19 protein-coding genes and 1 pseudogene are annotated in these 23,623 nt (G+C 49.0%); 4 read left to right on the forward strand and 16 right to left on the reverse strand.

Annotated elements, in window-relative coordinates:
- Positions 1–16: 16 nt before the first annotated feature.
- On the reverse strand, positions 17–670 hold the full coding sequence (gene grpE, locus KTH90_RS24055) for a nucleotide exchange factor GrpE (protein ID WP_158355539.1): 654 nt from the start codon (positions 668–670) through the stop codon (positions 17–19).
- A 28-nt stretch (positions 671–698) separates the two neighbouring features.
- Positions 699–1,730 (reverse strand): heat-inducible transcriptional repressor HrcA, encoded by a 1,032-nt coding sequence (hrcA, locus tag KTH90_RS24060; protein WP_158355538.1) that lies wholly within the window; start codon positions 1,728–1,730, stop codon positions 699–701.
- Positions 1,731–2,338: 608 nt separating this feature from the next.
- Here hrcA and KTH90_RS24065 point away from each other — a divergent pair.
- From KTH90_RS24065 to KTH90_RS24075, 3 genes are all read left to right on the forward strand, one after another.
- Positions 2,339–4,369 (forward strand): RNase J family beta-CASP ribonuclease, encoded by a 2,031-nt coding sequence (locus KTH90_RS24065; protein ID WP_158355537.1) that lies wholly within the window; start codon positions 2,339–2,341, stop codon positions 4,367–4,369.
- A 345-nt stretch (positions 4,370–4,714) separates the two neighbouring features.
- Positions 4,715–5,266 (forward strand): chromate transporter, encoded by a 552-nt coding sequence (locus tag KTH90_RS24070; protein ID WP_158355536.1) that lies wholly within the window; start codon positions 4,715–4,717, stop codon positions 5,264–5,266.
- Positions 5,263–5,820: a chromate transporter gene (locus tag KTH90_RS24075; RefSeq protein ID WP_158355535.1), complete on the forward strand. Its 558-nt coding sequence runs from the start codon at positions 5,263–5,265 to the stop codon at positions 5,818–5,820. Before KTH90_RS24070 ends, KTH90_RS24075 begins: the two co-directional genes overlap by 4 nt.
- A gap of 100 nt (positions 5,821–5,920) precedes the next feature.
- Here KTH90_RS24075 and hemW read toward each other — a convergent pair whose 3' ends face one another.
- The 4 genes from hemW to gpr all read right to left on the reverse strand — a co-directional run bounded on the left by hemW (position 5,921) and on the right by gpr (position 11,686).
- On the reverse strand, positions 5,921–7,075 hold the full coding sequence (hemW, locus tag KTH90_RS24080; RefSeq protein WP_158355534.1) for a radical SAM family heme chaperone HemW: 1,155 nt from the start codon (positions 7,073–7,075) through the stop codon (positions 5,921–5,923).
- Entirely contained in the window at positions 7,076–8,890 is a 1,815-nt protein-coding gene (gene lepA, locus KTH90_RS24085; RefSeq protein WP_158355533.1) for a translation elongation factor 4, read from the reverse strand.
- A 429-nt stretch (positions 8,891–9,319) separates the two neighbouring features.
- Complete coding sequence (locus KTH90_RS24090) at positions 9,320–10,633, reverse strand: stage II sporulation protein P (RefSeq protein WP_158355532.1); 1,314 nt, start codon at positions 10,631–10,633, stop codon at positions 9,320–9,322.
- A 93-nt stretch (positions 10,634–10,726) separates the two neighbouring features.
- Positions 10,727–11,686: a GPR endopeptidase gene (gpr, locus tag KTH90_RS24095; protein ID WP_158355531.1), complete on the reverse strand. Its 960-nt coding sequence runs from the start codon at positions 11,684–11,686 to the stop codon at positions 10,727–10,729.
- Positions 11,687–11,885: 199 nt separating this feature from the next.
- On the opposite strand from gpr, the gene rpsT reads away from it, so the two are divergent.
- Positions 11,886–12,149, forward strand: coding sequence for a 30S ribosomal protein S20 (gene rpsT, locus KTH90_RS24100; RefSeq protein WP_158355530.1), 264 nt, complete (start codon positions 11,886–11,888; stop codon positions 12,147–12,149).
- 487 nt (positions 12,150–12,636) lie between these two features.
- On the opposite strand, the pseudogene KTH90_RS25385 reads toward rpsT, so the two are convergent.
- The 10 genes and pseudogenes from KTH90_RS25385 to KTH90_RS24150 all read right to left on the reverse strand — a co-directional run.
- Positions 12,637–12,810 (reverse strand): annotated as a pseudogene (locus KTH90_RS25385) (ASCH domain-containing protein); the annotation flags it as partial.
- 8 nt (positions 12,811–12,818) lie between these two features.
- A complete protein-coding gene (locus KTH90_RS24110) occupies positions 12,819–13,301 on the reverse strand; it encodes a GNAT family N-acetyltransferase (protein WP_158355529.1) in 483 nt (160 codons plus the stop codon).
- A gap of 132 nt (positions 13,302–13,433) precedes the next feature.
- Positions 13,434–13,571 carry a hypothetical protein gene (locus KTH90_RS24115; RefSeq protein ID WP_238727571.1) on the reverse strand — a complete coding sequence of 46 codons (138 nt, stop codon included), beginning with the start codon at positions 13,569–13,571 and terminating at the stop codon, positions 13,434–13,436.
- Between the two features lie 331 nt (positions 13,572–13,902).
- Positions 13,903–14,889, reverse strand: a complete 987-nt coding sequence (gene holA, locus KTH90_RS24120; protein ID WP_158355528.1) for a DNA polymerase III subunit delta — start codon at positions 14,887–14,889, stop codon at positions 13,903–13,905.
- Positions 14,890–14,949: 60 nt separating this feature from the next.
- Positions 14,950–17,100: a DNA internalization-related competence protein ComEC/Rec2 gene (locus tag KTH90_RS24125; protein ID WP_158355527.1), complete on the reverse strand. Its 2,151-nt coding sequence runs from the start codon at positions 17,098–17,100 to the stop codon at positions 14,950–14,952.
- Positions 17,097–18,074, reverse strand: coding sequence for a GerMN domain-containing protein (locus tag KTH90_RS24130; RefSeq protein ID WP_158355526.1), 978 nt, complete (start codon positions 18,072–18,074; stop codon positions 17,097–17,099). Before KTH90_RS24130 ends, KTH90_RS24125 begins: the two co-directional genes overlap by 4 nt.
- 10 nt (positions 18,075–18,084) lie before the next feature.
- The gene (locus KTH90_RS24135) at positions 18,085–19,407 is read right to left on the reverse strand and encodes a sensor histidine kinase (RefSeq protein WP_238727572.1); all 1,323 of its coding nucleotides are present in this window, start codon (positions 19,405–19,407) and stop codon (positions 18,085–18,087) included.
- Positions 19,408–20,215: 808 nt separating this feature from the next.
- Positions 20,216–20,896: a deoxyribose-phosphate aldolase gene (gene deoC / locus KTH90_RS24140; protein WP_158355524.1), complete on the reverse strand. Its 681-nt coding sequence runs from the start codon at positions 20,894–20,896 to the stop codon at positions 20,216–20,218.
- Between the two features lie 63 nt (positions 20,897–20,959).
- Positions 20,960–21,634, reverse strand: coding sequence for a ribulose-phosphate 3-epimerase (locus KTH90_RS24145; RefSeq protein WP_158355523.1), 675 nt, complete (start codon positions 21,632–21,634; stop codon positions 20,960–20,962).
- Positions 21,631–23,457 (reverse strand): acetate and sugar kinases/Hsc70/actin family protein, encoded by a 1,827-nt coding sequence (locus KTH90_RS24150; protein WP_158355522.1) that lies wholly within the window; start codon positions 23,455–23,457, stop codon positions 21,631–21,633. Before KTH90_RS24150 ends, KTH90_RS24145 begins: the two co-directional genes overlap by 4 nt.
- Between the last annotated feature and the right edge of the window lie 166 nt (positions 23,458–23,623).

A 23,623-nucleotide genomic window follows, 5' to 3' on the forward strand; every position in this document is an offset into this window, starting at 1 on the left:
CTATCATTCTATTTGTTTAATTTGCTACTTTTACCATGCTGTGACGAACGACGCTTTCTTTGTAAAGATATCCCTTCTGGAATTCTTCCACAACGATGTTATCGCCTGCCTCTTCGTCTTCCACATGCATAACCGCATTGTGCAGGTTCGGATCAAATTCGCCTCCCACCGCCTCGATTGGTTTTACGCCAATCTCATCCAATGTGGTCATTAACTGCTTATAAATTTTGTTCATGCCTTCCACAAATGGATCTTCCCGTCCTGTTTCCGGCACACTGGCAAGGCCTCTCTCGAAGTTATCCACAACCGGCAGCATCTTTTCTATCACTTCCTTTGCGCCGATTTCATACATGTGGGACTTCTCCTTTTCGGTCCGCTTTCTGTAGTTATCGAATTCCGCCATCTGCCGCTTTACCTGGTCGGACAGCTCTTCGATCTTTTCATCTTTCTTATCTCTTTTTTCTTTCTTTTCTTTTCTCTTACTGAACTTCTCTTTTTTCTCGTCGCCTTCCTGTGTATCCGGCTGTGCAGCTTCAGCTTCCTTCGCGTTTTCTTCCGCCGGTTCCTGATCTGCAGCCTGCGCTGTCTCTGCCGCCGCATTCTCCTGATCCGTTGGAATATCTGCTGTCTCCTGCTGATCTGCCTTTATCGTATCTTTTTCTTCTGCCAAGCCTGGTTACCTTCCTTTCTATCTCTACCTATGTTTTTTTCTTATAGATCGCATCCAGTTGGACCATCAGTGTTTTGAGAGTGCTCACTACTTTTTCGTAATCCATTCTCTTTGGTCCGATTATACCTATGGTCCCCTGCATCCCTTCCCCTAATTCATAAGTCGCGGTCACAACACTGCAGTCTTTCATGGCCCGTACCGGTGACTCATTCCCGATATAAACCTGAATTCCATGTTCATCCGCGTTGGCCAGCGTCTCATTTACCAGATCGCTTAACTGCTGCTTTTCTTCAAAGGTGCTCAAAAGTTCACTGGCCCGTTCGCTGTCGGACAGCTCGGGATATTTGAAAATGTTCGTGGTGCCGCTGGTGTATATCTCCAGATCGTCGTCCAGATTAATCGCCTCCGCCACCGCATCCAGTACATCGCTCACCAGTCCGCTGTGGATTCCGGCCTGTTCTTTCAGGTTTGCGATCATTCCCAGGTTGATCTCCTCCAGCGTCAATCCATTGAGCTGTGTATTCAGCAGAATATTGAGCTTCAGGATCTTCTCATTATCGAGTGGCTCATCCACCGTGATCATCTTATTTTTCACGATATTGCCTTCCACAACAATGACCGCCAGGATCTGTGTCTCATCCACTTCGCTTAACTGTATGAACTTCACTTTATTATGATGGTACTGAGGTGAGGAAATCATCGTCGCGTAATTCGTATTATGGGCCAAAACCTTGGCCACCTGCTGCAGCAGCGACTCCATCCGGTCAGCCTTCTGGATCATGAGTTCTTTCATCTCCGTGACTTCCCGTTCTTTTTCCTCCATCATCTGATCGACGTAAAGCCGATAACCTTTGTCGGAGGGGATCCGGCCCGCAGACGTGTGGGGCTGTACAATAAATCCCATCTCCTCCAAATCAGACATTTCGTTGCGAATGGTGGCTGAACTCAATTTCAAATCCGAGTATTTGGAAATCGTTCTGGAACCCACAGGTTCGCCGGTTTCCAGATAGTTCCGGATGATCGCCTGCAATATCTTCGTCTTTCTGTCGTCCAGCTGCATCCAATCGCTCCTCTCTTTTTGCTTTATTAGCACTCGTTGTTGAAGAGTGCTAACATCTGTAATTAACATAGCACTCCCCCTAATTTTTGTCAATACCATTTCACATATTTTTTAAAAATTCTGGGGGCTGGTTACGGGCGGGGATGTTGGTACTTTATGATTCTCGGGGATTCTTTGGAAGTTGCCCCTTGCTTTTGGTAATTAGGCAATGTATAATAAGAACAATTGTGTATGCGGAATTTATCTTGTGGTAAGAAATCTGCGACTATGAGAAATCATTGTACAGGCTTTTAATAGGTAGGATTGTCTGTTTGTTGTAGTAAAGATACTCATACCTTGTGAAAAGAAATGCAGATTATGTTTGCGTAATGTAATACTCTGTTGAGCAGCTATACTGCGAACCCTCCCGCAGGGCATGTATTATGGGATGCTGCAAGTTTACCTTCCAGGCCTCTTTGGGTTTGTTTTCCGGTCTGTGCATGAGGTAATGTTTGAATGCTTCCTTCACCAATGGGTTTGGGATCAGGGGGCTCTCCTGAAATGCAGGGAACCGTCCGGATGTGCAATTATAAAAGAAAATCGCATGTTAATGCAGAAAGTGTAAATGAATGAAGAATGAATCAAATGATATCTCTACAGATATTAGTAAAAAAAGCAGCAGGGCCGCAGCTTCCAAATCTGACGGTACCAAGGCCGCCGCAAAGGGAAAGACAGACCATGCCAAGACCAAGTCAGCAGCAGATCGCGGCGGGGCTAAGACAGGATCAGACAGTGCCGGGACTTCAGCGGAAAAGGCGCACAAGCCTGCGGATACCGGCAGCCGGAACACGACCAGGAGAAAGACTGCCGCTAAAGCTTCTGGTACGGCTAAGTCCGTTAAGAAAGAGAATGCTGTCCAGGATGGCGGGGGCAAAGATCCTTCCAAGCACTCCGGGCAAATCGGGCATTCCGATGTAGATGTGGATACGGATTATAAGCTCACGGCTGGGAGCGATACGGTAAAGATTATTCCGCTGGGGGGTCTGGACCGGATCGGGATGAATATCACCGCGATTGAGTATAAAGATACGATCGTGGTCATCGACTGCGGGATTTCTTTCCCGGATGAGACGATGCTTGGAATTGATAAGGTTATCCCGGATGTCTCTTACCTGTTGGAGAATCAGGATAAGGTGAAAGGCTTTGTCATCACTCATGGTCATGAGGATCATATTGGGGCACTGCCTTATATTCTGCCTCAGTTGAATGTACCGGTATATGCAACGAAGCTTACCATGGGACTGATCGAGCATAAGTTAAAAGAGGCCCGGCTCATGAAGAAAGTGCGGCGCAAAGTGGTGAAGCAGGGAAGCAGCGTAAATCTGGGGGATCTGCGGGTGGAATTTATCAAGACCAACCATAGTATAGCCGGAGCTTGTGCCCTGGCCGTGTATACCCCTATGGGAGCCATTGTGCATACCGGAGATTTTAAAGTGGATTATACGCCTTTATTTGGGGAGTCCATCGACTTGCAGCGGATGGCGGCTATTGGTAAGAAAGGCGTGTTGGCCGTGATGTGCGACAGTACAAACGCGCTCCGCCCCGGTTTTACCCCTTCTGAAACCAAGGTGAGCAGGACTTTTGATATGCTTTTCGCCGAAAATAAAAATAACCGGATCATTGTGGCAACCTTTGCCTCCAACGTGGACCGGGTGCAGCAGATCATGGACACAGCTTATAAATATGGCAGAAAAGTAATCCTGCAGGGACGGAGTATGGATACCGTCATTCAGATCGCATCGGACCTCGGTTATGTCCATGTGCCGGAAAACACGATGATCGACGTGGATGATATGAATAAGTATCCGCCTGAAAAGCTGGTATTCATTACTACAGGAAGCCAGGGGGAGGCTATGGCGGCACTGTCCAGAATGGCGGATTCTACTCACAAAAAGGTGTCGATCAAGCCCAATGATGCGATCATCTTCAGCTCCACACCGATCCCAGGAAATGAAAAAGCCGTGTCCAAGGTGGTAAATGAATTAGCAATGAAGGGAGCCAATGTGATTTTCCAGGATACCCATGTGTCCGGCCATGCCTGTCAGGAAGAGATCAAACTGATCTATTCCCTTTTAAAGCCTCTCTACGCGATCCCGGTCCACGGGGAATACAGGCACCTGCTGGCCGGCGCCCACATTGCCAATGATCTGGGGATCGACAAGGAGCATACGTTTGTGCTGGCGGCCGGGGATGTTCTGGAGCTTTCTAAAGAACAGGGAAAGGTGGTCTCAAAAGTGCCTGCCCGAGGGATCTTTGTAGATGGTCTCGGTGTCGGTGATGTGGGAAATATCGTGATCCGTGACCGCCAGAATCTGGCAGAAAATGGAATCCTGATCGTGACTCTGACGCTGGAACACGGTTCGAACCGTCTGATGGCCGGACCGGACATTATCTCCAGAGGGTTTGTCTATGTCCGCGAATCCGGCTGTTTGATGAAGGAACTGCAGCAGATCGCGTTTAAGGCAGTCGCCAAGTGCGAGGAACAAAATTGCCGGGATTGGGGTAGGATCAAGGAGGAAATAAAAGACAGTCTGGACAGTTATTTATGGAAGAAAATACAGCGCAGTCCGATCATCCTGCCTGTTATTATGGAAGTTTAGGAGGCGCCTGCCTTTTGAATCACATATTATTGAGGTAATTACTTTATCAAAAAATTCAATATATAATAGATAAATATGCAGAGGACTTAAAAGCCAGTGTGTTACATGATTCATCGCCGTAATCTGTTCGGGATTCGATGAACTATGGCGGTTTTTAAGGTCCTCTGTTTATATGTGGCTTGCCTATGCTCAGATTTTTCAGGAGATTTGAAACGATGATTGTAGCAACTCTGGTTTGCGGATATAATAGAATAGATAAAATGAGTTTTGGTCTTACAGACGGAATCTATATATAGAGTATTCGCATTTTTTAGATATTAAGAAATACTGAGGAGGCGGACGAATTTGAAAGAACTGATCGAGTTATTTTGTACATTCGCGCAGATCGGCGCGCTGACGTTTGGAGGCGGACTGGCGATGCTGCCGATGCTGAGACATGAATTAGTGGAGAAGAAAGAATGGGTGACAGAAGACGAATTACTGGATTATTACGCTATCGGGCAGTGTACCCCGGGTATTATCGCGGTCAACACCGCGACCTTTGTAGGATATAAACGAAAAGGCGTCTGGGGAGGCGTGATGGCCACTCTGGGAATGGTGTTTCCGTCTCTGGTGATCATCTCGCTGGTAGCTTCCGTCCTGATGAATTTCATGGAGAACACTTATGTGGCTCATGCGCTGGCCGGGATCCGTGCTGTCGTCTGCGCATTGATGCTCGGCACCGTACTGACCCTGGCCAGGAAAAGTATGGTGGACTGGATCTGTTATCTGGTCTTTTTCGGAACTCTCCTGCTGGCACTGTTTTCTCCGGTTCCGGTGGTGCTGCTTGTGGTGCTGGCCGCCGGGATCGGGGTCGGTGTCAAAAGGTTCAGGGAGAAGAGGAGGACAAATTCATGATCTATCTGCAACTGTTTGTAGAATTCTTTAAGACGGGGTTGTTTGCGCTGGGCGGCGGCCTGGCCACTCTCCCTTTCCTGATGGAACTCACGGAAAAATACGGTTGGTTTTCCGCCGCTGAGCTGACGGATATGATCGCAGTCAGCGAGAGCACTCCCGGGCCTATCGGTGTGAATATGGCCACCTACTCGGGATTTCACACAGCCGGTGTGCCCGGCGCCATCGTTGCCACTATGGCTCTGGTCCTCCCCAGTATCCTGATTATTGTGTTGATCGCTAAATTTCTGTCCGGTTTCAGTGAAAACCGTATCGTACAGGCTGTATTCTACGGCATCCGCCCCGCTGTTGCGGCTCTGATCGCCTCTGCGGTAATCGGGCTTTTTAAGACTTCCTTATTCGTAAACTCAGAATCCGGGATGCTCACGCCCGTCTGGGGAGTGATCCTCCTGGCCGCCTTTACCTTCGGCCTTCTAAACATCCCCAGGCTCAAACATCTGCATCCTGTTGCATTTCTTGCCTTTGGCGCGGTTATGGGGATTCTTTTCCGTTTGTAACCCGAAGGAGTTTCGCTTGCGAAACTCTCCGCCTGCGGCGGACCGCGTAACCGGCATCTTCCTTTCCGCCGCAGTGCGATCCCCGCGCAGCGTTTTTACTTTACATTAAAAAGCTGGCCATTACATAATTACTCACATCGATTCCTTTATCCGAAAGAAAAATCCGGTTTTTTTCGCGGATCAGGAGTCCCTGGTCCTCCAGTTTTCGGAACACAGAAGCATAGATATCCCAGAAGCTGCGGTGGAACTGATCGTGGAATTCTCCCAGGGATATCCCCTCCATCATGCGAAGGCCCAGAAACATGAATTCTTCTATCTGATCGGCAGCGGACAGGGTCATCAGATCTTCGTAGACATACTTTTTGGTCAGATAGGCCTGCATGTCTTTGGTGACTGTGAATCTCTGGTTTTCCATCAGGGAGGCGGCACCCAGGCCGTAGCCCAGATAATCGCCGCGCTTCCAGTATGTGATGTTATGTCTGCATTCATATCCGGGACGGGCATAGTTGGAGATCTCATAACGGCGGTATCCAAACTCAGCCAGGATTCCCGCGGTGTCGTAATACATCTCCCGCTCCGCCTCTTCGGTGGGCAGCTGCTTCGGTTCCTCTCCCCGTTCCCGGCGCGTCACGTCATCTTTATATAATAGGTAGAAAGGCGTTTCCTCTTCGATCATAAGTCCGTAGGCGGAGATATGCTGGGGATGCAGTGCTGCTGCTTTTTTGAGGGTCTGTTTCCAGGATTCCCGGGACTGGCCGGGCAGGCCCGACATCAGATCAATGTTGATGTTTTCAAAGCCTGCTTTCCGGGCCTGTTCATAATTTTCCAGGAATTCTTCGTAGGTATGGATTCTGCCCAGAAGCTTTAATTCTTCGTTTTTGGTGGATTGAAGGCCTATGCTTAAGCGGTTGATGCCCATTTTCCGGTAGGATACGAGCTTTTCCGGGGTGAGCGTACCCGGGTTGGCCTCTATGGTGATTTCCGCGCTGGGCTCTACTTCATAGAGATCGTAGAGCTTGTCCATAAGTTTGCCCATCAGCGGCGCGGGCAGGATGGATGGGGTTCCGCCGCCGAAAAATATGGTGTTAACCCGGTATTGGCCGGCGGCCTCCCTGGTCCGCTCCATCTTCTGGAGCAGGGTCCGCACATAGCGCTCCTGCTCCTCCTCTGATCCTGACATAGACAGGAAGTCACAGTAGCCACATTTTTTTACGCAGAATGGAATGTGGATATAAACACTCAGATCTTTTTTCATCTATTTGTCATCCAGTTTGAGTACACTCATGAATGCTTTTTGCGGGATCTCTACATTGCCCACCTGACGCATTCTCTTCTTTCCTTCTTTTTGTTTCTCCAGCAATTTTTTCTTACGGGTGATATCGCCGCCGTAGCACTTGGCCAGCACATCTTTCCGCATGGCTTTCACGGTCTCCCTGGCTATGATCTTGCTGCCGATAGCTGCCTGGATCGGAATCTCGAACAGCTGGCGGGGGATCTCCTCTTTTAGCTTTTCGCACATTTTGCGTCCCCGCTCATAGGCGGTTCCCGCATGAACGATAAAGGAGAGGGCGTCGACTTCTTCCCGGTTGATCAGGATATCCAGCTTGACCAGCTCGGAGCGCTCATAGCCCTTCATTTCATAATCAAAGGATGCGTAGCCTCTGGATCTGGATTTCAGGGCATCGAAGAAATCGTAGATGATTTCGTTTAACGGCAGGTCATATTTTAAAACCGCACGGGTTTCTTCTATATATTCCATCCCCAGATACTGCCCCCGGCGCTCCTGACACAGGTCCATAATGGCACCGATGAACTCGGTGGTCACCATAACTTCCGCGCTGACCATGGGTTCTTCCATGTATTCGATCTCGGAAGGATCCGGCATGTTGGAGGGGTTCGTCAATTCCAGTACATCCCCGTTGGTTTTGTATATCTTATAGATAACTCCGGGGGCCGTGGTCACCAGATCGAGATTATATTCCCGTTCCAGGCGTTCCTGGATAATCTCCAGATGCAGAAGTCCTAAGAATCCGCATCGGAAACCAAAGCCCAGCGCTACGGAGGTCTCCGGTTCAAACTGGAGGGAAGCGTCGTTGAGCTGAAGTTTCTCAAGCGCATCCCGCAAATCGGGATATTTCGCCCCGTCGGCCGGGTACATTCCGCAGTATACCATGGGATTTACTTTCTTATATCCAGGCAGCGGATGACCGCAGGGCTGCTGCGCGTTGGTGATGGTGTCACCTACCCGGGTATCTTTGACGTTCTTTAAGCTGGCCGTGATATAGCCTACCATTCCGGCCGACAGTTCTTCGCAGGGTATGAACTGTCCGGCTCCAAAGTAGCCTAATTCCACGACTTCCGCTTCCGCCCCGGTCGCCATCATCTGGATCGGCGTACCTTTGCGGACCGTGCCTTCCTTGATTCTGCAGAATACGATAACCCCTTTGTAAGAATCATAGAGAGAATCGAAGATCAGCGCCTGCAGCGGGGCTTCCGGGTCGCCTGCCGGAGCCGGGATTTTCTTTACGATCTGTTCCAGCACTTCCTCCACATTGGTTCCGTCCTTCGCTGAAATCAAAGGAGCCTCCTGTGCTTCTATACCAATGACATCTTCAATCTCTTCAATCACTCTCTGGGGTTCCGCGCTTGGCAGGTCGATCTTATTGATCACCGGCATCACATCCAGATCGTGATCCAGCGCCAGATAAACGTTGGCCAGCGTCTGGGCCTCGATTCCCTGTGCCGCGTCCACGACCAGGATCGCCCCGTCGCAGGCAGCCAGGCTTCGGGATACTTCGTAGTTAAAATCCACGTGTCCCGGCGTGTCGATCAGATTGAAGATGTATTCTTCTCCATCCTTCGCTTTATATATGGTACGCACGGCCTGCGCCTTGATCGTGATTCCCCGCTCCCGCTCCAGCTCCATATTGTCCAGCACCTGCGCCTGCATCTCCCGGCTGGTCAAGAGTCCGGTCATTTCGATGATCCGGTCCGCCAGCGTCGATTTGCCGTGGTCAATATGTGCAATGATACAAAAATTCCGTATTTTACTCTGATCGATATGAGACATATTCATCCTCCTATGGTACCGGATTCGATTGCAGATCTCCTCAGGCAGCCGTACTTTGTCGAGTAGCATTATATCACAGACCCGGGAATATTGTCCAGGCGGTTTTCCGGACCTTTTTCATATATCGCGGCTGAGAGGGGACTGGCACCTTTCGGTAGTAAAGTGAAAGCATTCAGTAACTGCGTGGAGAAAGGGGCCTGTCCCCGGACGCCGGTCTGGTCGAGGAAAAAAGCGCCTGCTCCCCCGGATGCCGAACTATTCCCGTCAACATCGGGGGACAGGCTCCTTTTTCTCTGATCAGACTGACTTCCGGGGACAGGCTCCTTTTTCTCTGATCAGACTGACTTCCGGGGACAGGCTCCTTTCTCCACATAGTTACTGAACAATCTAACTTTACAACCGAAAGGTGCCAGTCCCCTCTCTTCTGCCTCAGGATCCCGTCAGCACTTTATGTAATATATCAGCCAGAGGCTCCATAGCATTTTTCTCTTCCTGGAGCGTATTGGTCTGTGCACCGCATTCCACAAGAAGGCTTCTGGGCTTAAAGTGCATGTTGTAACGGTATCCTTTCAGGTAGATCTTTCTGGCAACCCCGGGATAATACTGGGCGGCTTTCAGCTGACACTGCAGGGAGAATGCCAGGTTATCCTGAATATAGGGATTGGGCAGATAAGAAATGTCTCCGATCTTGGTCGTCCGAGACAAGCCGTTGAAAAACATGAACTGTGCGGTGTCCTTGCCGTTAATATTGGTGACCAGATGGGTACCCTCGGCCACTCCGTCCCGGTGCAGGTCGATCACAACTTCGATGGAAGGGTTGTCGGCCAGGATCTGAGCGATAGAGGTTTCCGCCAATGCATAAGCTTTGCTTCGGTCCAGCTTCCCGTCGATCATATCGTATACTTCCGTGTGGTGTATGACATTAAAGTGATACTTATCCCGAAGTAAAGTGGTCAGATATTCCCCTACACCCACAATGGTAGTACTGGGATCTCCGGGAATGGAGTCCACAAAGCTTTCCTGGGAATGGGTGTGGTAGATCAGGATCTGAGGAACGCTGTTATCCTGGGCGATCCCCATGTTTTGCTGCAGAAGCTGGGATGCATTGAGCTGGCTGCTGGTAATCGTGGTCGTTTTGTCCACTACATAAAAGTTATTGATCAGGTAATCATAGTCATTTAATTTTTCCATGGAGATCTGATTCGTCGCCTCCTGGGCCTCCTGTATCTGAGATACATCCACCTGCTCACTGGGCGCGGGATTGACAGCGGCGTTTTCTGCCTGCATGGCATTGGCCAGGGCAGCGGCATTTTCCTGCTGCATCGCTTCCGTTTCCGTATCGGACGGAATCAGTTCCCCGGTCATCTCATTTACAGCATTTTCATCGTTGGCCTCCCCCGCCAATATCATTTCATAAGTGGAGGCGCTTTCCACTTCCGTTGTATATCCGGAATGTTCTTCCAGATAGCCGAACAGTGGAATCAGATCAAATGCTTTTTCCGCCACATATACACTAAAATCAGACGGCTGCTCTTCATAAGCAGCCGAATACATCAGACCTGGCAGATGCGTAGTAATGGCCTTTTTATTCAGATAACTTTCTACCTGGCCCGCCAGGTCCGAAAAACTGCCCTGCATTTGTACATTGCTCAGGGCTTTTGTTCCGTGAAATATGATATATAATCCCAGAATTAAAATCACTACCCATAGGAAGAGATTCGATATTTTCTGAAAATGGCTCATTTTGTGACCACTCCGTTCTTACAAATTATATTCCCCTCTGCAGGGGAATATGCTTGTAATCGAAGTGCTGACTCAAGGGTACTTGGGGTACGCTCAGGATAACTGGAAAGCCATATTCAGAGCCTCTGATACGGTAAAACTGATCCTTTTGATCGTGTCATCGATATCTTTCGGGGTTACAAACATACCGTTCAGATGCGGTGAGATCAGTTCCCGGATCAGCTGGTATTTCTCCGAACTGTCGAATTCCCTCCAGGTGTTGCCGAATCCCTTCATATGATCAGACTGTTCCATAGCTTCGATGAGATTTTCCATGGTATCGTTGACGATGGTCGCTGCATCAACTACCGTCGGAATACCAATGGCGATCACAGGGACCCCCAGTGTCTCACGGGTCAGCGCATGCCGGTGGTTACCCACTCCTGATCCGGGATTGATGCCGGTATCTGTGATCTGTATCGTACGGCTTAACCTCTTCGTGCTTCTGGCCGCCAGTGCGTCAATGGCGATTACCAGGCTTGGCTTGGTCTCCTCCACTACCCCGCGGATGATTTCCAGAGTCTCCATCCCTGTCTGAGCCATGACCCCGGGGACGATTCCGCTGATCAGATTAACTTTGTCTTTTCCCATCGCCAGTTTCCCGTATTCCTGAATGACATGACGGGTGATCAGAAGGTTGCCTACGACTTCCGGCCCCAGCGCATCCGGGGTTACCTCCCGGTTGCCCAGTCCCACTACCAGTATGGACTGCTCTTCCTCGGAATGATCGATCAGATTCCTAATATGATCGGCCAGTACCGTAGAGATTTCCTTGTGGTAATCTTCATCGGGATCGGACATATTCGGAGCCTCCAGGGTAATATAGGTACCGATCGGTTTTCCCATGGCCTTGGCCCCTTTTTCGGTCTCGATTTTTACTTTTGTAATATGGATCTCCCGCTTCTCATCGTATTCTTCCTCCACAACGACGCCCTTGATTTCCACATCATCCTGCTCAAAACTTTCCTTTGCCTCCAGTGCCAGGTCTGTCCGCACTCTGAATTTGTCCAACATAGCATCCTCCTTATTTATAGAAAAGACTTTTAACCGTATTTTTTACAAAAAGTTGAGGATTATGTATTGACAGATAAACTTCTTTGTTCTAGAATGAATGAGTATGTTTAGCGTGATTACCGTAAGCGTCCGTGTCCGGTTATAGGGTAACCACAAAAGAATTCAAAAATCAGATTTCATTGATTTGGAGGTGTACGGATTGGCTAATATTAAATCTGCGAAGAAGAGAATTTTGGTAAATGAGACAAAGGCGGCAAGAAATAAATCGATTAAATCGGCAGTAAAGACCGCGATCAAAAAAGTCGATGCAGCAGTTGTTGCAAAAGACAAGGCTACTGCAGATGCTGCATTATTGGGAGCGATTTCCGCAATCGATAAAGCGACATCCAAAGGAATTTACCATAAAAATACCGCTTCCCGTAAAGTATCCCGTTTAACCAAAGCTGTCAACAGCATTGCCTAATCGGTTATAAGAAGCGCAAAACAGCCAATACCGTCATGTTGGCTGTTTTTTTTATGATTTTAACGGGCCGGGAGGAGAGGGTGGAGGCGGGATGCTGTGGGGCCGGGCGGCAAAACTTGTGGGGGAATATCGCATCGGCCGGGCCTAAGAACGACTAGCTACGATGGCGGGAGAACCTCTTATTGGCAGGGTCTGGAACAAACTCGCCAAAGGACGGCTCGGACAGTGTTCCAGGCCCTGCGAGGTTCTCCCGCCATCTGCACAAGTCGTTCTAAGGCCCGGCCTCAAGCGATATTCCCCCACAAGTTTTGCCGCCCGGCCCCACAGCTATCCCGCCTCCACCCTCTCCTCCCTTGTTTATAATATGCCGATTTTCTATTCCTTGATTAATGCGTTAATTGTTATTGCGGCGGCACAATCCGCATATAAAAATTACCGGGATAAGCGATACCATTGATAGTCCCATGTACTAAAATGGATATTGAACACCCTCAAGTTTTACCTTGCTCCAAGTTAAATCGCAAAACTTGACAGTTTCAAGATACACCGTCTTTATCACACAGGCTGGATTGCCGCGCCCATCGAGTACAAGCGATAAATCGTCAACACTTGGGGGCTGCTCGTCCTCCAATACAACAGAGACTGTTGCAGTTTTCTTTCCGGTAGGATTTATAAATCGAGTTTCATATAGATAGAAGTATCCATTGGGCTATTATTATAACTTTCTATCTCATAAAAACCAAATTTCCTGTACATGTGTATTGCACCTTGTAAAAATGGCAATGTATCTAATAACATATAAGAATATCCTATTTCCCTAGCGTCCCCTATAATCTTTTCAATCAAAATATTTCCTAACTTTTTTCCACGAAATTCCGGTCTTACATAAAGACGTTTCATTTCACAGTTTTGATTATCAATTTTTCTTAAACCTACACAGCCTGCTAATTTCCCATCACAGCTAACCGAATATAACCTTCCATCAGGCATACCATATTTTGATTCTAAATGCTCGACTTCTTCATCATAGTTTTGAATGTGAAGATACTTTTTGAATGATTCATCATTTGTGATTAGCGTATTTATATATTCCGAAAATAATATACTTATTTCTTCACGCTGTTCATAGGCAGGCACTATTTTTATATCCATGATTACTCCTCCGTAAATTCAAATTTGCTTTTGTTTTTAAACCCACCTGTAACTTCACTTCAACGAATTTATACTCATATTTTTTCATAGTCTTTATTCCTCTGACAACATAAGCAAATTGAAGTAAAGATTCTATTGTGTATCAACCGGAACATAAATGTCCATATAGGTAACGCCCTCTCTAGCATAGACCTCCTCCATGCAGATGCGGTTCTCATAACTCTGAGCCACCACATATCCATGCAGCCTGAATTTTTCCACTGTCTTCAAACTGATTTCACTTTCGCACATGGAACCAGACCGATCATCAAAGCAGGAGCGTGCCGCTGCAAGGACGGACGCCGCGGTCGGGGGAAAAAGAAACAGGCGCCAAATCGCTTGAGGCCGGGCCTTAGAACGACTTGCGCAGATAATGGGAGAACCTCGCAGAGCCCGGAACACTGTCCGAGCCGATTTTTGGCGAGTTTGTTCCGGGCCCTGCCAATAAGAGGTTCTCCCGTTATCGTAGCTAGTCGTTCTTAGGTCCGGCCGAAGCGATTTGGCGCCTGTTTCTTTTTCCCCCGACCGCAGCGTCCGTCCTTGCAGCGGCACGCTCCGCCCTTCATCCAGCCATCGCACTATACTTAACGATCAGAAGCTCCACACTGATTGTATCCGCCAGCTGACCGGTCTTTACAGCTTCTTCCATCTGGGCGCAGTCCTCTACCGCTTCCCGCAGTTGTTCCAGGGTAAACCGGCCTGTCTGGGCGGCGTATTTTTTGACTAGGAACGGGGCCAGGCCCGCCTGCTTTGCTATTGTGGAACTGTCCAGGCCCAGGTTTTTCATGTTTTTCACCTGCATCAGCTGGTTGAACTGTCTGGAGATTAGAAACAGGATTCTCATGGGCGGCTCTTTTAACGCCAGCAGGTCATAATATAGCTTTAATGCTTTCTTTTGGTTCTGTTCTGTGACTGCGCCGATCATGTCGAAAATCTTGTTGGCGATCTGGGTGGTACAGATCTCTTCCACATCTTCATCACTGATCTCCGGCCGGTCCATGGTGTAGCAGATTAATTTTTCCAGTTCCTGACAGATGTTTTCCATGTCGGAGCCTGTCTTGCTCAAGAGGAGCTGCAGTGTAGCTTCCCGAATATTTTTTTGTTCCTTTTTAAGCATACCGGCTACCCAGCGGGCCAGTGTCCGATCATCCTGCCGGGTCATCTCGGCCGCGCGGCCTCTATCCTTAACCGCCTTAAAAAGCGCATTTCGCTTATCTACTTCCTCTTCTACAAAAACAAAATAGGTGAACTTAGGAAGTTCCTTTATATATTCTGCCATCTGGGGACTGGAACTCTTAAACCAACCGCTGTTCTCTATGATGATTAACCGGTGTTCCGCAAAAAACGGCATGGTTTCTGCCAAATCGATCACTTCCCCCGGTGCTATGCCCTTTCCCTCAAAATAGGTGTAATTCATCGTGTCATCCGCCGGAAGGATGGCTTCATGGAGTTTGTCACGGTACTGTTTCTTTAGATATGTCTCATCACCATAGAGCAGATATACTTGTTTCAGCTGCTGCGTTTTCATATCTTCGATAATATTTTTCATTTGATTTCACTCCGTTTCATCCGTGTTTGAATGTAACTGAATTCCATTATACTATAATTTTTAAGGGTTTTGAAGAAAAGTTTCCAACTTTAAGCTCCCATCTTTGATGCCGACCGTGATCGCACCGCTTTGCATAGTGAGAAATGTACGGCACCCGATGGCGTTCAGGCGGTCTAGTGTCTCCTGATGCGGATGACCGTAGGAATTCCCGGCGCCACAAGAGATTAACGCCGCTTTCGGCATTGTTTTCTCAAGGAACTGTATACTTGTGGAAGTATTGGAACCATGATGCCCTGCTTCTAAGATATCGACCGGTAAAAGCTCGTTCAGGATCCGTTCCTCTCCCTCTTCTCCCAAATCACCGGTAAGCAGGAATCGGAACTGATCATATTGTACAGCCAGTACCACAGATCCGTCATTTCTATCCAAAGGCTGGTATCCACGAGAAGGATGCAGGCAATGGATAAAGAGTCCCCCCTGCTTTAGTTCCATTCCCTCAGCGATCATCCTCACTTCTATCCCGGCATCCTCCGCTAATTTTATCATTTCCATATAAGGCTCGTCCCGGCCAGCGATATCCGGCAGCAGAAGGCAGCGGATCGGATAATCCTGCTGCATCAGTTCGCGGATTCCCGAGATATGGTCGGCATCGGCATGTGTCATCAGCACGTAATCCAATTTTCGAATGCCCTGTGATTTCAGGAATGGCAGGATCCGGTATTTGCCTACCTCTTTTACATCGGAACTTCCTGCATCCACCAGCATATGAAGCCCCTGCGACTGTATAAATATACCGTCACCCTGAGAGACATCCAGTGACACCAGTTCAAATTCGGGATTGCCCCGTCCGGTCAGAACCAAGAGCATGATACAAAACAGGACGGCCGGCAGTGTCTTTCGCAGCCCTTTATGGCTTATTTTTTTCCATAGAACCAGAATCAACAGACCAATCCCATAATATAGGATGATCCGGTTAATGGACGGCTTTCCGATTATGATATTATGGAAGGGGAGTTTTTCCGAACCGATACACAGAATATTATAGAATTCTAATATGTAATGAACGGGGGCGGCCAGGAAGCTGCCGGCCGCTACATTTATCATGCCCGCAAAACCGCCCAGCAGGCCCATGAAAACAACCAAAGACATCAGAGGTATTACACAGAGATTCAGAAGGACAGAGTATAACGGAAATTCATAGAAGGATGACAGAAGGACCGGCATGCTCATAATCTGTACCGCAAGGCTTGCCTTCAACCCCTCCGCCACAGGATTCTTCCATGGAAGCAGCTCCTTTAACACAGGCATGAACACTGCGATTCCAAGGACCGCGCCAAAGGACAGGAGGAAACCGGAATAAAACAGATAGTACGGATTATCCGCCAGGATCAGTATGGCCGCGAAGGCTGCCCCCGTACGCAGGTCATAAGTCCGTCCCAATATTTTCCCGGCGATCATAAGGCTGAACATCAATAGTGCCCGGGTAGCCGACACACTCTGGCCGGTCATCACTACATAACTGCCCATCAGCGCGATACACAGAATTCCCGCCGTCCGCACCGGACATCGGATCTTTCTGAGGAAACCGAAAGCTGCCATGCCGATGATCGATATATGCAGCCCGCTAATGGCCAGGATATGGCTGATTCCGCCGCTCTGGTACCGTTCTTTGATTTGCGCATCCAGCTGTCCTTTTTCTCCCAGCAGCATGGCTCTTAGCACCTGACTGTCGGTTTCCAACAGCACCAGGTCCAGGGATCTGCTCATCCGCTCGCGGATCTGTGTGATCCCCTCCAGATAACGGTTATAATCACCGTCTGTCAGGAAAGTTTCCTCCCCGTAGAGAAAGCCGTCTGTTTTCATAATCTTATAATAACCCGCCGCATCAAACTGTCCGGGATTCCCCGCAGGCTCAGGCCACTTTATTGTTCCCGACACGCGAACCGTACTTCCGATTTTCCAAAACGGATTTTCTTTGAGATATATTATTAATTTATGTAATGGGAATTTTTGATTTTCTTCCAGAATGGAAGTGTGATTCAGATAGATCAGATACTTGTCGTTTTTTTCTTCGCGTCCGCAGACACGCCCCTGCACCGTAACCCGGGTACCGTCCGGGCAGGGAGGATCTTCCTTCTCCCTGCCATAAGTACCCAGCAGCACAATCAATGCGAAGGCCAGCGCCAGCAGACACATTGGCCGTTTTATCATTTTTTATTTGTCACCCCTTTTGACGAATCCATCTGGCTGTCCTTGATCAGGGTGTCCTGCGACTCGATCAGGTCCAGATTTCGCTCAAACGGTGATTCCAGACTGATACTCTCCCGGAATTTTACATCCGTCTTTCCGTTAATGGAGAACTGCACCTTACTGATATTGGACAGCTCCGTAAGAGAATTTACGATGGAATAGACCGGCAGCATGTCAGATATCTCATATGGATTATCCAAAAATTTTTCGTCCAGATTCACATAACAGGTTCCGTCTTTCGTGGAAATACCCAGTATCTTAGTCTCGGGAGGAATCGTGGTGTACGCCTTTGATCCTTCTTTCGGTCCCTGGATCAGCTGTTCCACGATCAGCTTTTCCATGGAAATATTGCCGCTGTAAGTCTTCGTCGGCTTGGTCGTCACCAGCTTATCCCCGCTTTTGTTGGCATAGTATAAGGTAAGTGTGGCCCGCTTATAGGCATTGATCTCCGCCCCGGGGTTATCCACAAAGCTGTCCGCCGACATAATTCCAACCGGATTCGCATTGGCGTCTAAAAGCGGATTGCCATTTACCGTAAACGTAATATTCTTGACCCCCTGTACCTGGGTCAGGGTTCTCACCACAGCCGCCCTGCATAAGACCTCCCGGATACTGGACATCTCATGATAATTCTCGCTGAAATCCAAGTACAGCTGATTTTCATCCATAGTGGGCTGTCCAATCACGATACCCGAAGGTATAGCCGCCTTATACTCCGCGTCCTCGGGTACGTTCTGCAGCTGCACCAGCAGTTCCTCCACCAGTTTTAACGTATCTTCACCTTTGATCTCAAAGGGCTCCGGCACCAACGCCGTCTCATCCTTATTTACATAAAACACGGCCTTCTGACCGGCTTCCCTCTCCTGCTCCCCGCAGGCACTTAAGAGGAAAGCCATGATCAGCAGCAGACCGATTATTCCAGCCTTTTTTTGCATTCTATCCCTCCTAAGCGATATAATTAAGCGGTACCCGCACCGTAAATGTAGTTCCTTCGTTCTCTTTACTGTACACTTTGATGGCTCCCCGGTGCATCAGGATCGCACTGCGGGTAATCGCAAGGCCCAGACCGGTTCCTCCGATTTCTCTGGATCGTGATTTGTCCACACGGTAAAATCTCTCAAAGATATGTTCTACGGATTCCTCCGGTATGCCCATTCCGGAATCCGAAACCTTCACATAGAAATATTTGTGATCCGCATTGAGGGAAACATGAACCCAGCCGTTGTCAATGTTATATTTGATCGCATTCTCCACCAGATTGGAAAATGCGAGACTTAGCTTCACCTCATCGATCTCCGCGGTCACCGGACGGAAGCTTTCAAATACCAGCTCAATGTTCCGCTGCGCCGCGATGGGTCTTAGCCGTTTCAGGATCGATTCCAGCATCTCATTGATATTTACCGGTGCTATATTCAGATCCGACGCCTTCTTATCCAGCTTTACCAAGGACAGCAGGTCGGATATAATCTGACTCTCCCGGTCGATCTCCTGGGCGATATCCCCCATAAACTCCTTATAAAGCTCCACCGGCACATCCTCCTGCATCAGAAGCGAATCCGCCAGAACCTTCATGGAGGTAATGGGTGTCTTTAACTCATGGGACACGTTGGATACAAATTCCTGCCGGCTGTCATCCAGCACCTTCATATGAGCCAGCATCCGGTTAAAGGCTTCGGCCAGCTGCTCCGTCTCCACATAACCCGGGATAGACAGTTTATTCTCATCCCCATATCCCTCGCTCACCTCTTCGATCGAGTGGGTTACCTGACTGAACGGCCTCACAAAAAAGCTGGCCAGATACACCGCGATCATGAGGATCACTGCTGAAATCGCGATCACCAGCACCAGCGATTTGCTCCCCAGTACATCCAGGTTGTCCATGATACTGTCCGTAGACACACTGGTTATCATCACCCCGATCACCTCTTTACTGGTCTGATCCTTAATCGGAACGGTCAGCTCTATGTAGTGATTATCGGGATCATAATTAACGATATTCTCCCCCTTAAAGCACCGAAACACTTCTTCAGAGACAATGGTTTTAGCCTCATCCAGCCCATAGGTGTCCTTAATAATCTTAAAATTCCGGTCCGTAATCAAGATCCGTCCATCGTACATATTCGACAGCTGATCCAACTGCCCATTGATCACTTCCGACGACTGATCCAGCATATAATCTGACGAGATCAACTGATTACTCAATATCATCAGCTGATTCTGCACGTCCATCCCGCGCACCGAAACAGCCCTGTCCTCATAGCTGTTCAAAATCCCGTTCCTCAAAATAATGCAGGGAATAATTCCAACCGCCAGCAGAAACAGGAAAATCCGCACCCGAAGGCTGCGGAATATTTTCGCACCAAACTTCAATCTGGAAATGGGTACCCACTCCTTAATCTAACAGGAGACCCGGATCCCGAGCCTCCCGCCTTTTTAATTCCCATTTATTTTACCATGATTATACTGGCTGGTCAAATACTTTTGCCGGGGGAATTTGGGTGATAATGCTTGAGGGGGCGGAGCGGAAAGCCGGGGGATTTGGGGCGGCCTTTTCCTCTGCCGTCGGGGCGGGATCTCTTCGGGGGCAGGAAACTTCGAGGAACCTTTGAATTTCTAAATAGGCCAGCATTTTTGCCAGGACAGTCAGGGGCCGCGCAAACTCGCATCCGCTCAGACAGTGCGTGGCCCCTGACTTGGCAAAAATCCTGCCCTATAAGAAATTTCAAAGACCTCTCAATGTTTCCTGTCCCCGAAGAGATCCCGCCCCGACGGCAGAGGAAAAGGCCGCCCCAAATCCCCCGGCTTTCCGCTCCGCCCCCTCAAGCCCAACAACCCGACCGTATTAGCGTGAATGGTACCTAACCCGGATTCACCGGAACCAAATTTTTGCCATTTTGTGCAGAAAATCATTTATAAGTTACTAAAAACTCATGGCCGGCTGATAAGCAGGAAGGGCAAGGTTCTGGAGGAGCGCCCCGTTCTGGCCGGGCAGCCTTCCTGGGGAGACTGTCCGGCCAGAACGGGACGCACCTCCAGAACCTTGCCCTTCCGGCCCTTTAGTTCCCCTTCAGTTTTCCTAATACCCTACGGAATCGTCAGCTTCTCCTCCCCCGCAGATAACACGGGTCGAATTACAGCCTACGCCCAGCCGGTCGACACCCATCTCTACATATTTGAGGGCTGTCTCCAGGTTGCGGATTCCGCCTGAGGGTTTTACTTTGATTCTGCCGCGAGCGGTGTCCAGCATGGTCTGGACCGCTTCTACGGTAGCGCCTTCGCCGTGAAAACCGGTGGAGGTTTTTACAAAGTCAGCGTGAGCACGAATGCTGCACTCGGTGGCTTCGGCAATCTGGTCCTGGGTGAGCTGGCTGGTTTCCAGGATTACTTTAACTATGGCGCCGTTTTGGTGGGCAGCCTTCGTGACTGCCTCGATTTCTTCTTCTACTTTGTCCCAGGCTCCGGAACGGGCGAATCCGTAATTCATTACCATGTCCACTTCTACGGCCCCCTGTTTCGTATAGATGTCGGCCAGGGCAGCTTTGGCTTCCTTTCCACCATGGCCGTGAGGGAAGTCCAGTACACAGCAGACTTCTGTGTTGGTTCCCTGGCACATTTCAACTGCCATTTTGATGTCGCAGCCTCTGACACATACGGTCTTGGTCTCATAGTGGATAGCTTCTGCGATGGATGCTTTCACTTCTTCTATTGTCATTTCCGGGTTCAGGATTGCATGATCCAGATATCTGTTTATTTCCATTGTTTATAAACCTGCTTTCTATATTCTATAATTGGTTATTGGGTTTCTGGTGTTGCGTTTGAATTATTGCTTCATGGCGTCGAGCATGGCCTGAGCGCATTCTTTTACAGATCTGCCTTTCAGGAAAAGGCCGGAGGTTCCTCCGATCAGCATGCCGGCGCCGTGCTTTACCAGGGTGGGGATGGTTTCTGTATTTACATTACCGTCGGCAACGATCTTTGTATCAATGCCGTGTGCGTCCAGCATCCCGCGCAGAGCCGACATCTTTTCAAAGGCGGCCGGCTGTATTTTCTGGCCGGAAAACCCGGGATTTACTGTCAGCTTGATGATGTACTCAGCTTCTTCCATAGCCGGCAGCATGTCTTCGGTAGCTATGGTCTCACTTCGCAGCGCCAGGGCCGGCTTTGCTCCCAGTTTGCGGATATAGCGGAAGGCTTCCATCAGGTCTTTTGTTCCCTCCGGATGTATGGTTATAATGTCTGCTCCTGCTTCGATGAATTGGGCTATGTACAACTCCGGCTCATAGACCGCCAGATGAACTTCGATGGGCAGCTCGGTATGAGGGCGCATCATCTGCAGGGTGGGAAGCCCCAGGATCAGACACTGGTTAAATCTGCCGTCCACCACGTCATAGTGCATGAAATCAATGGGCGCCTCATGGATTTCCTTAAATTGGCGCTCCAGATTGTAGAGATCAAAACAGGAGACAGATCCCCCTAAGATGTAATTGTTCTTCATGTATGTGATTCCTCCATGTCTTCCATATGCTCCATCAGGAAACGGTTGCCAATATAGGCGCTTCCTATTGCTACGTTAAAGTTTCTCTGATCCGGACGAATACTTTTCAACAGCGGCGAGTACATCGTCTCTTCGTCCAGCCGCATGACGTTGTATGCGGGATTATGCGCATGCAGACCTTCCGACAGCAGCTCGTAGGCCCGGTTGTTCGCGATAATTCCACCGCTTAACAGCCGTGTGGTGACGATCTCCGGAAATATCATTTTATCCTGGTCGATCAGCACACCCAGGGCCTTACCCATGACACGGAAGGCTTCCTCGACCGCCGGTGTTTTTTCATCCAGCTGAGCTATTAGACGTCTGGTGAGCTGCCCCCTTCGATCCTTTGGTGCCGTGACTGTCATCATTCTGTCCTGCCCCGGATCATAGGTGATCAACCCCTCTTCGAGCAAGCGGCCGTAAAGCGGGTCCTGGGCTTCATAGAGCGCAGTAACTGCCATACGAAATAAGCCCAGCTGGGAAATATATTTTTGAATGGTTCCGGGTATTCCTGTATTCATACTGCAGACGCTTCGGATGTCAGCCGCCGGATAAGCCGCATAAGCTTCATTTCCCAGGTCGATCACATGCTGATAGCCTTCCAGCGGGATATGCTGGATCGTCCCGGCTCTGGATATGAACCCGGTACCCATCTCTGTTCCGATGGTGTTGGCGAACATGCCATAAGCTTCTATAAAATTCTCCGCTGAAAATGCCTGTTCGACACTGGTAATGTAGGATGCCGCATTACCGTCGTTCAGTACTACTACCGGCGCGCCCTTTTTCACATATCCGGCTACCATGAGGTCAATTTCTGAAGTCTTAAAGAATTCAATCTCATAATCCGTTTCCGGGTTATTTTTAAGTCCCAATTGTTTGAAAGACTCGCCGCCGGCTATTTTATTATGTACGACAATGTCCGGGAAACCGATCACGACAGAGTCAAACCGCTCTTCCGTGCGGATTCCCTCTTCTTCCAGTTTTTCCGTCCATTTTAATAATTGATGATAGGGCATTTGATTTTCAAATGTTTCCCGTATCCTGTCAAGGGTTCCTTCTTCTTCCAGCAGACCCGTGCAGGCGCTTAAAAAACGCACCATCAGGATCATGGGCGCATTCATCTCTTCCGCCACTTTATGTCCCGTGGGATACCACTGATATTCTTTCAGCACTATGACTTTTCCGTTCTGAACCACGGCGCCTTTGATCGAATTCCCCCCCACATCCAGGGAGCAGAAAGTCCTGCCATCCATCTCAGCAGCCGACCGTCGCAATAGATCCTGTTCCTTCCTGCCATCCTCCGGCAAATAAATGAAATACTGCTCCATCTCACTTAGGTCGGGCCAATCCTCCAGCGCACAGACCTCCATACGGAATTTTTCCAGGCCCAGAAACACATTCATCCGATTTATATAATTCAGATATACTCCATAGCCGGTTCTGTCATTTCTTACATTATCTGCCTGAAACCTGCCCAAAACCCGTGCAGCCATATCCGCCAGGTTCTTATCACCCAGGTCAAAATACACTTTCAACAGCGCCCCGCCGAAGGATACCAGCAGATTGTTGATCATCGCCAGCAGATATTTTTCATAAAGCCCGGCATCTTCCAAAAGTTCTTTCCCTTTTGGAAACTGAAAGCTCAATTCACGGTACCGGCCCCGCTCATCCACCAGCAGCAGCAAGCGTATTACCTGTCTGTCTTTGTCCGGAAGTTCTGCTATTTTCAGCTGTAAATCCGATATGTAAATGGGGGCGGCCCCTTTCCGCATTTGATCTTCCATGTGACTTATCCCTTCTTTCCCCTGTGTGTTTCTTTATGGGGGGATTTGTTATTGAGGTCCGGAGCGGGCTGACGTCAGGACCGGCTCCGGGGCAGCCCGCTCCCGTTTTATTACGCTTTATTAACACCTTCGTTCCTGATTCATCAGGAAAGGGAACGTGGAGTCC

Origin of the sequence: Diplocloster modestus (assembly GCF_019042245.1) — a bacterium.
In the GTDB taxonomy this organism is placed as follows: Bacteria; Bacillota; Clostridia; order Lachnospirales; family Lachnospiraceae; genus Diplocloster; species Diplocloster modestus.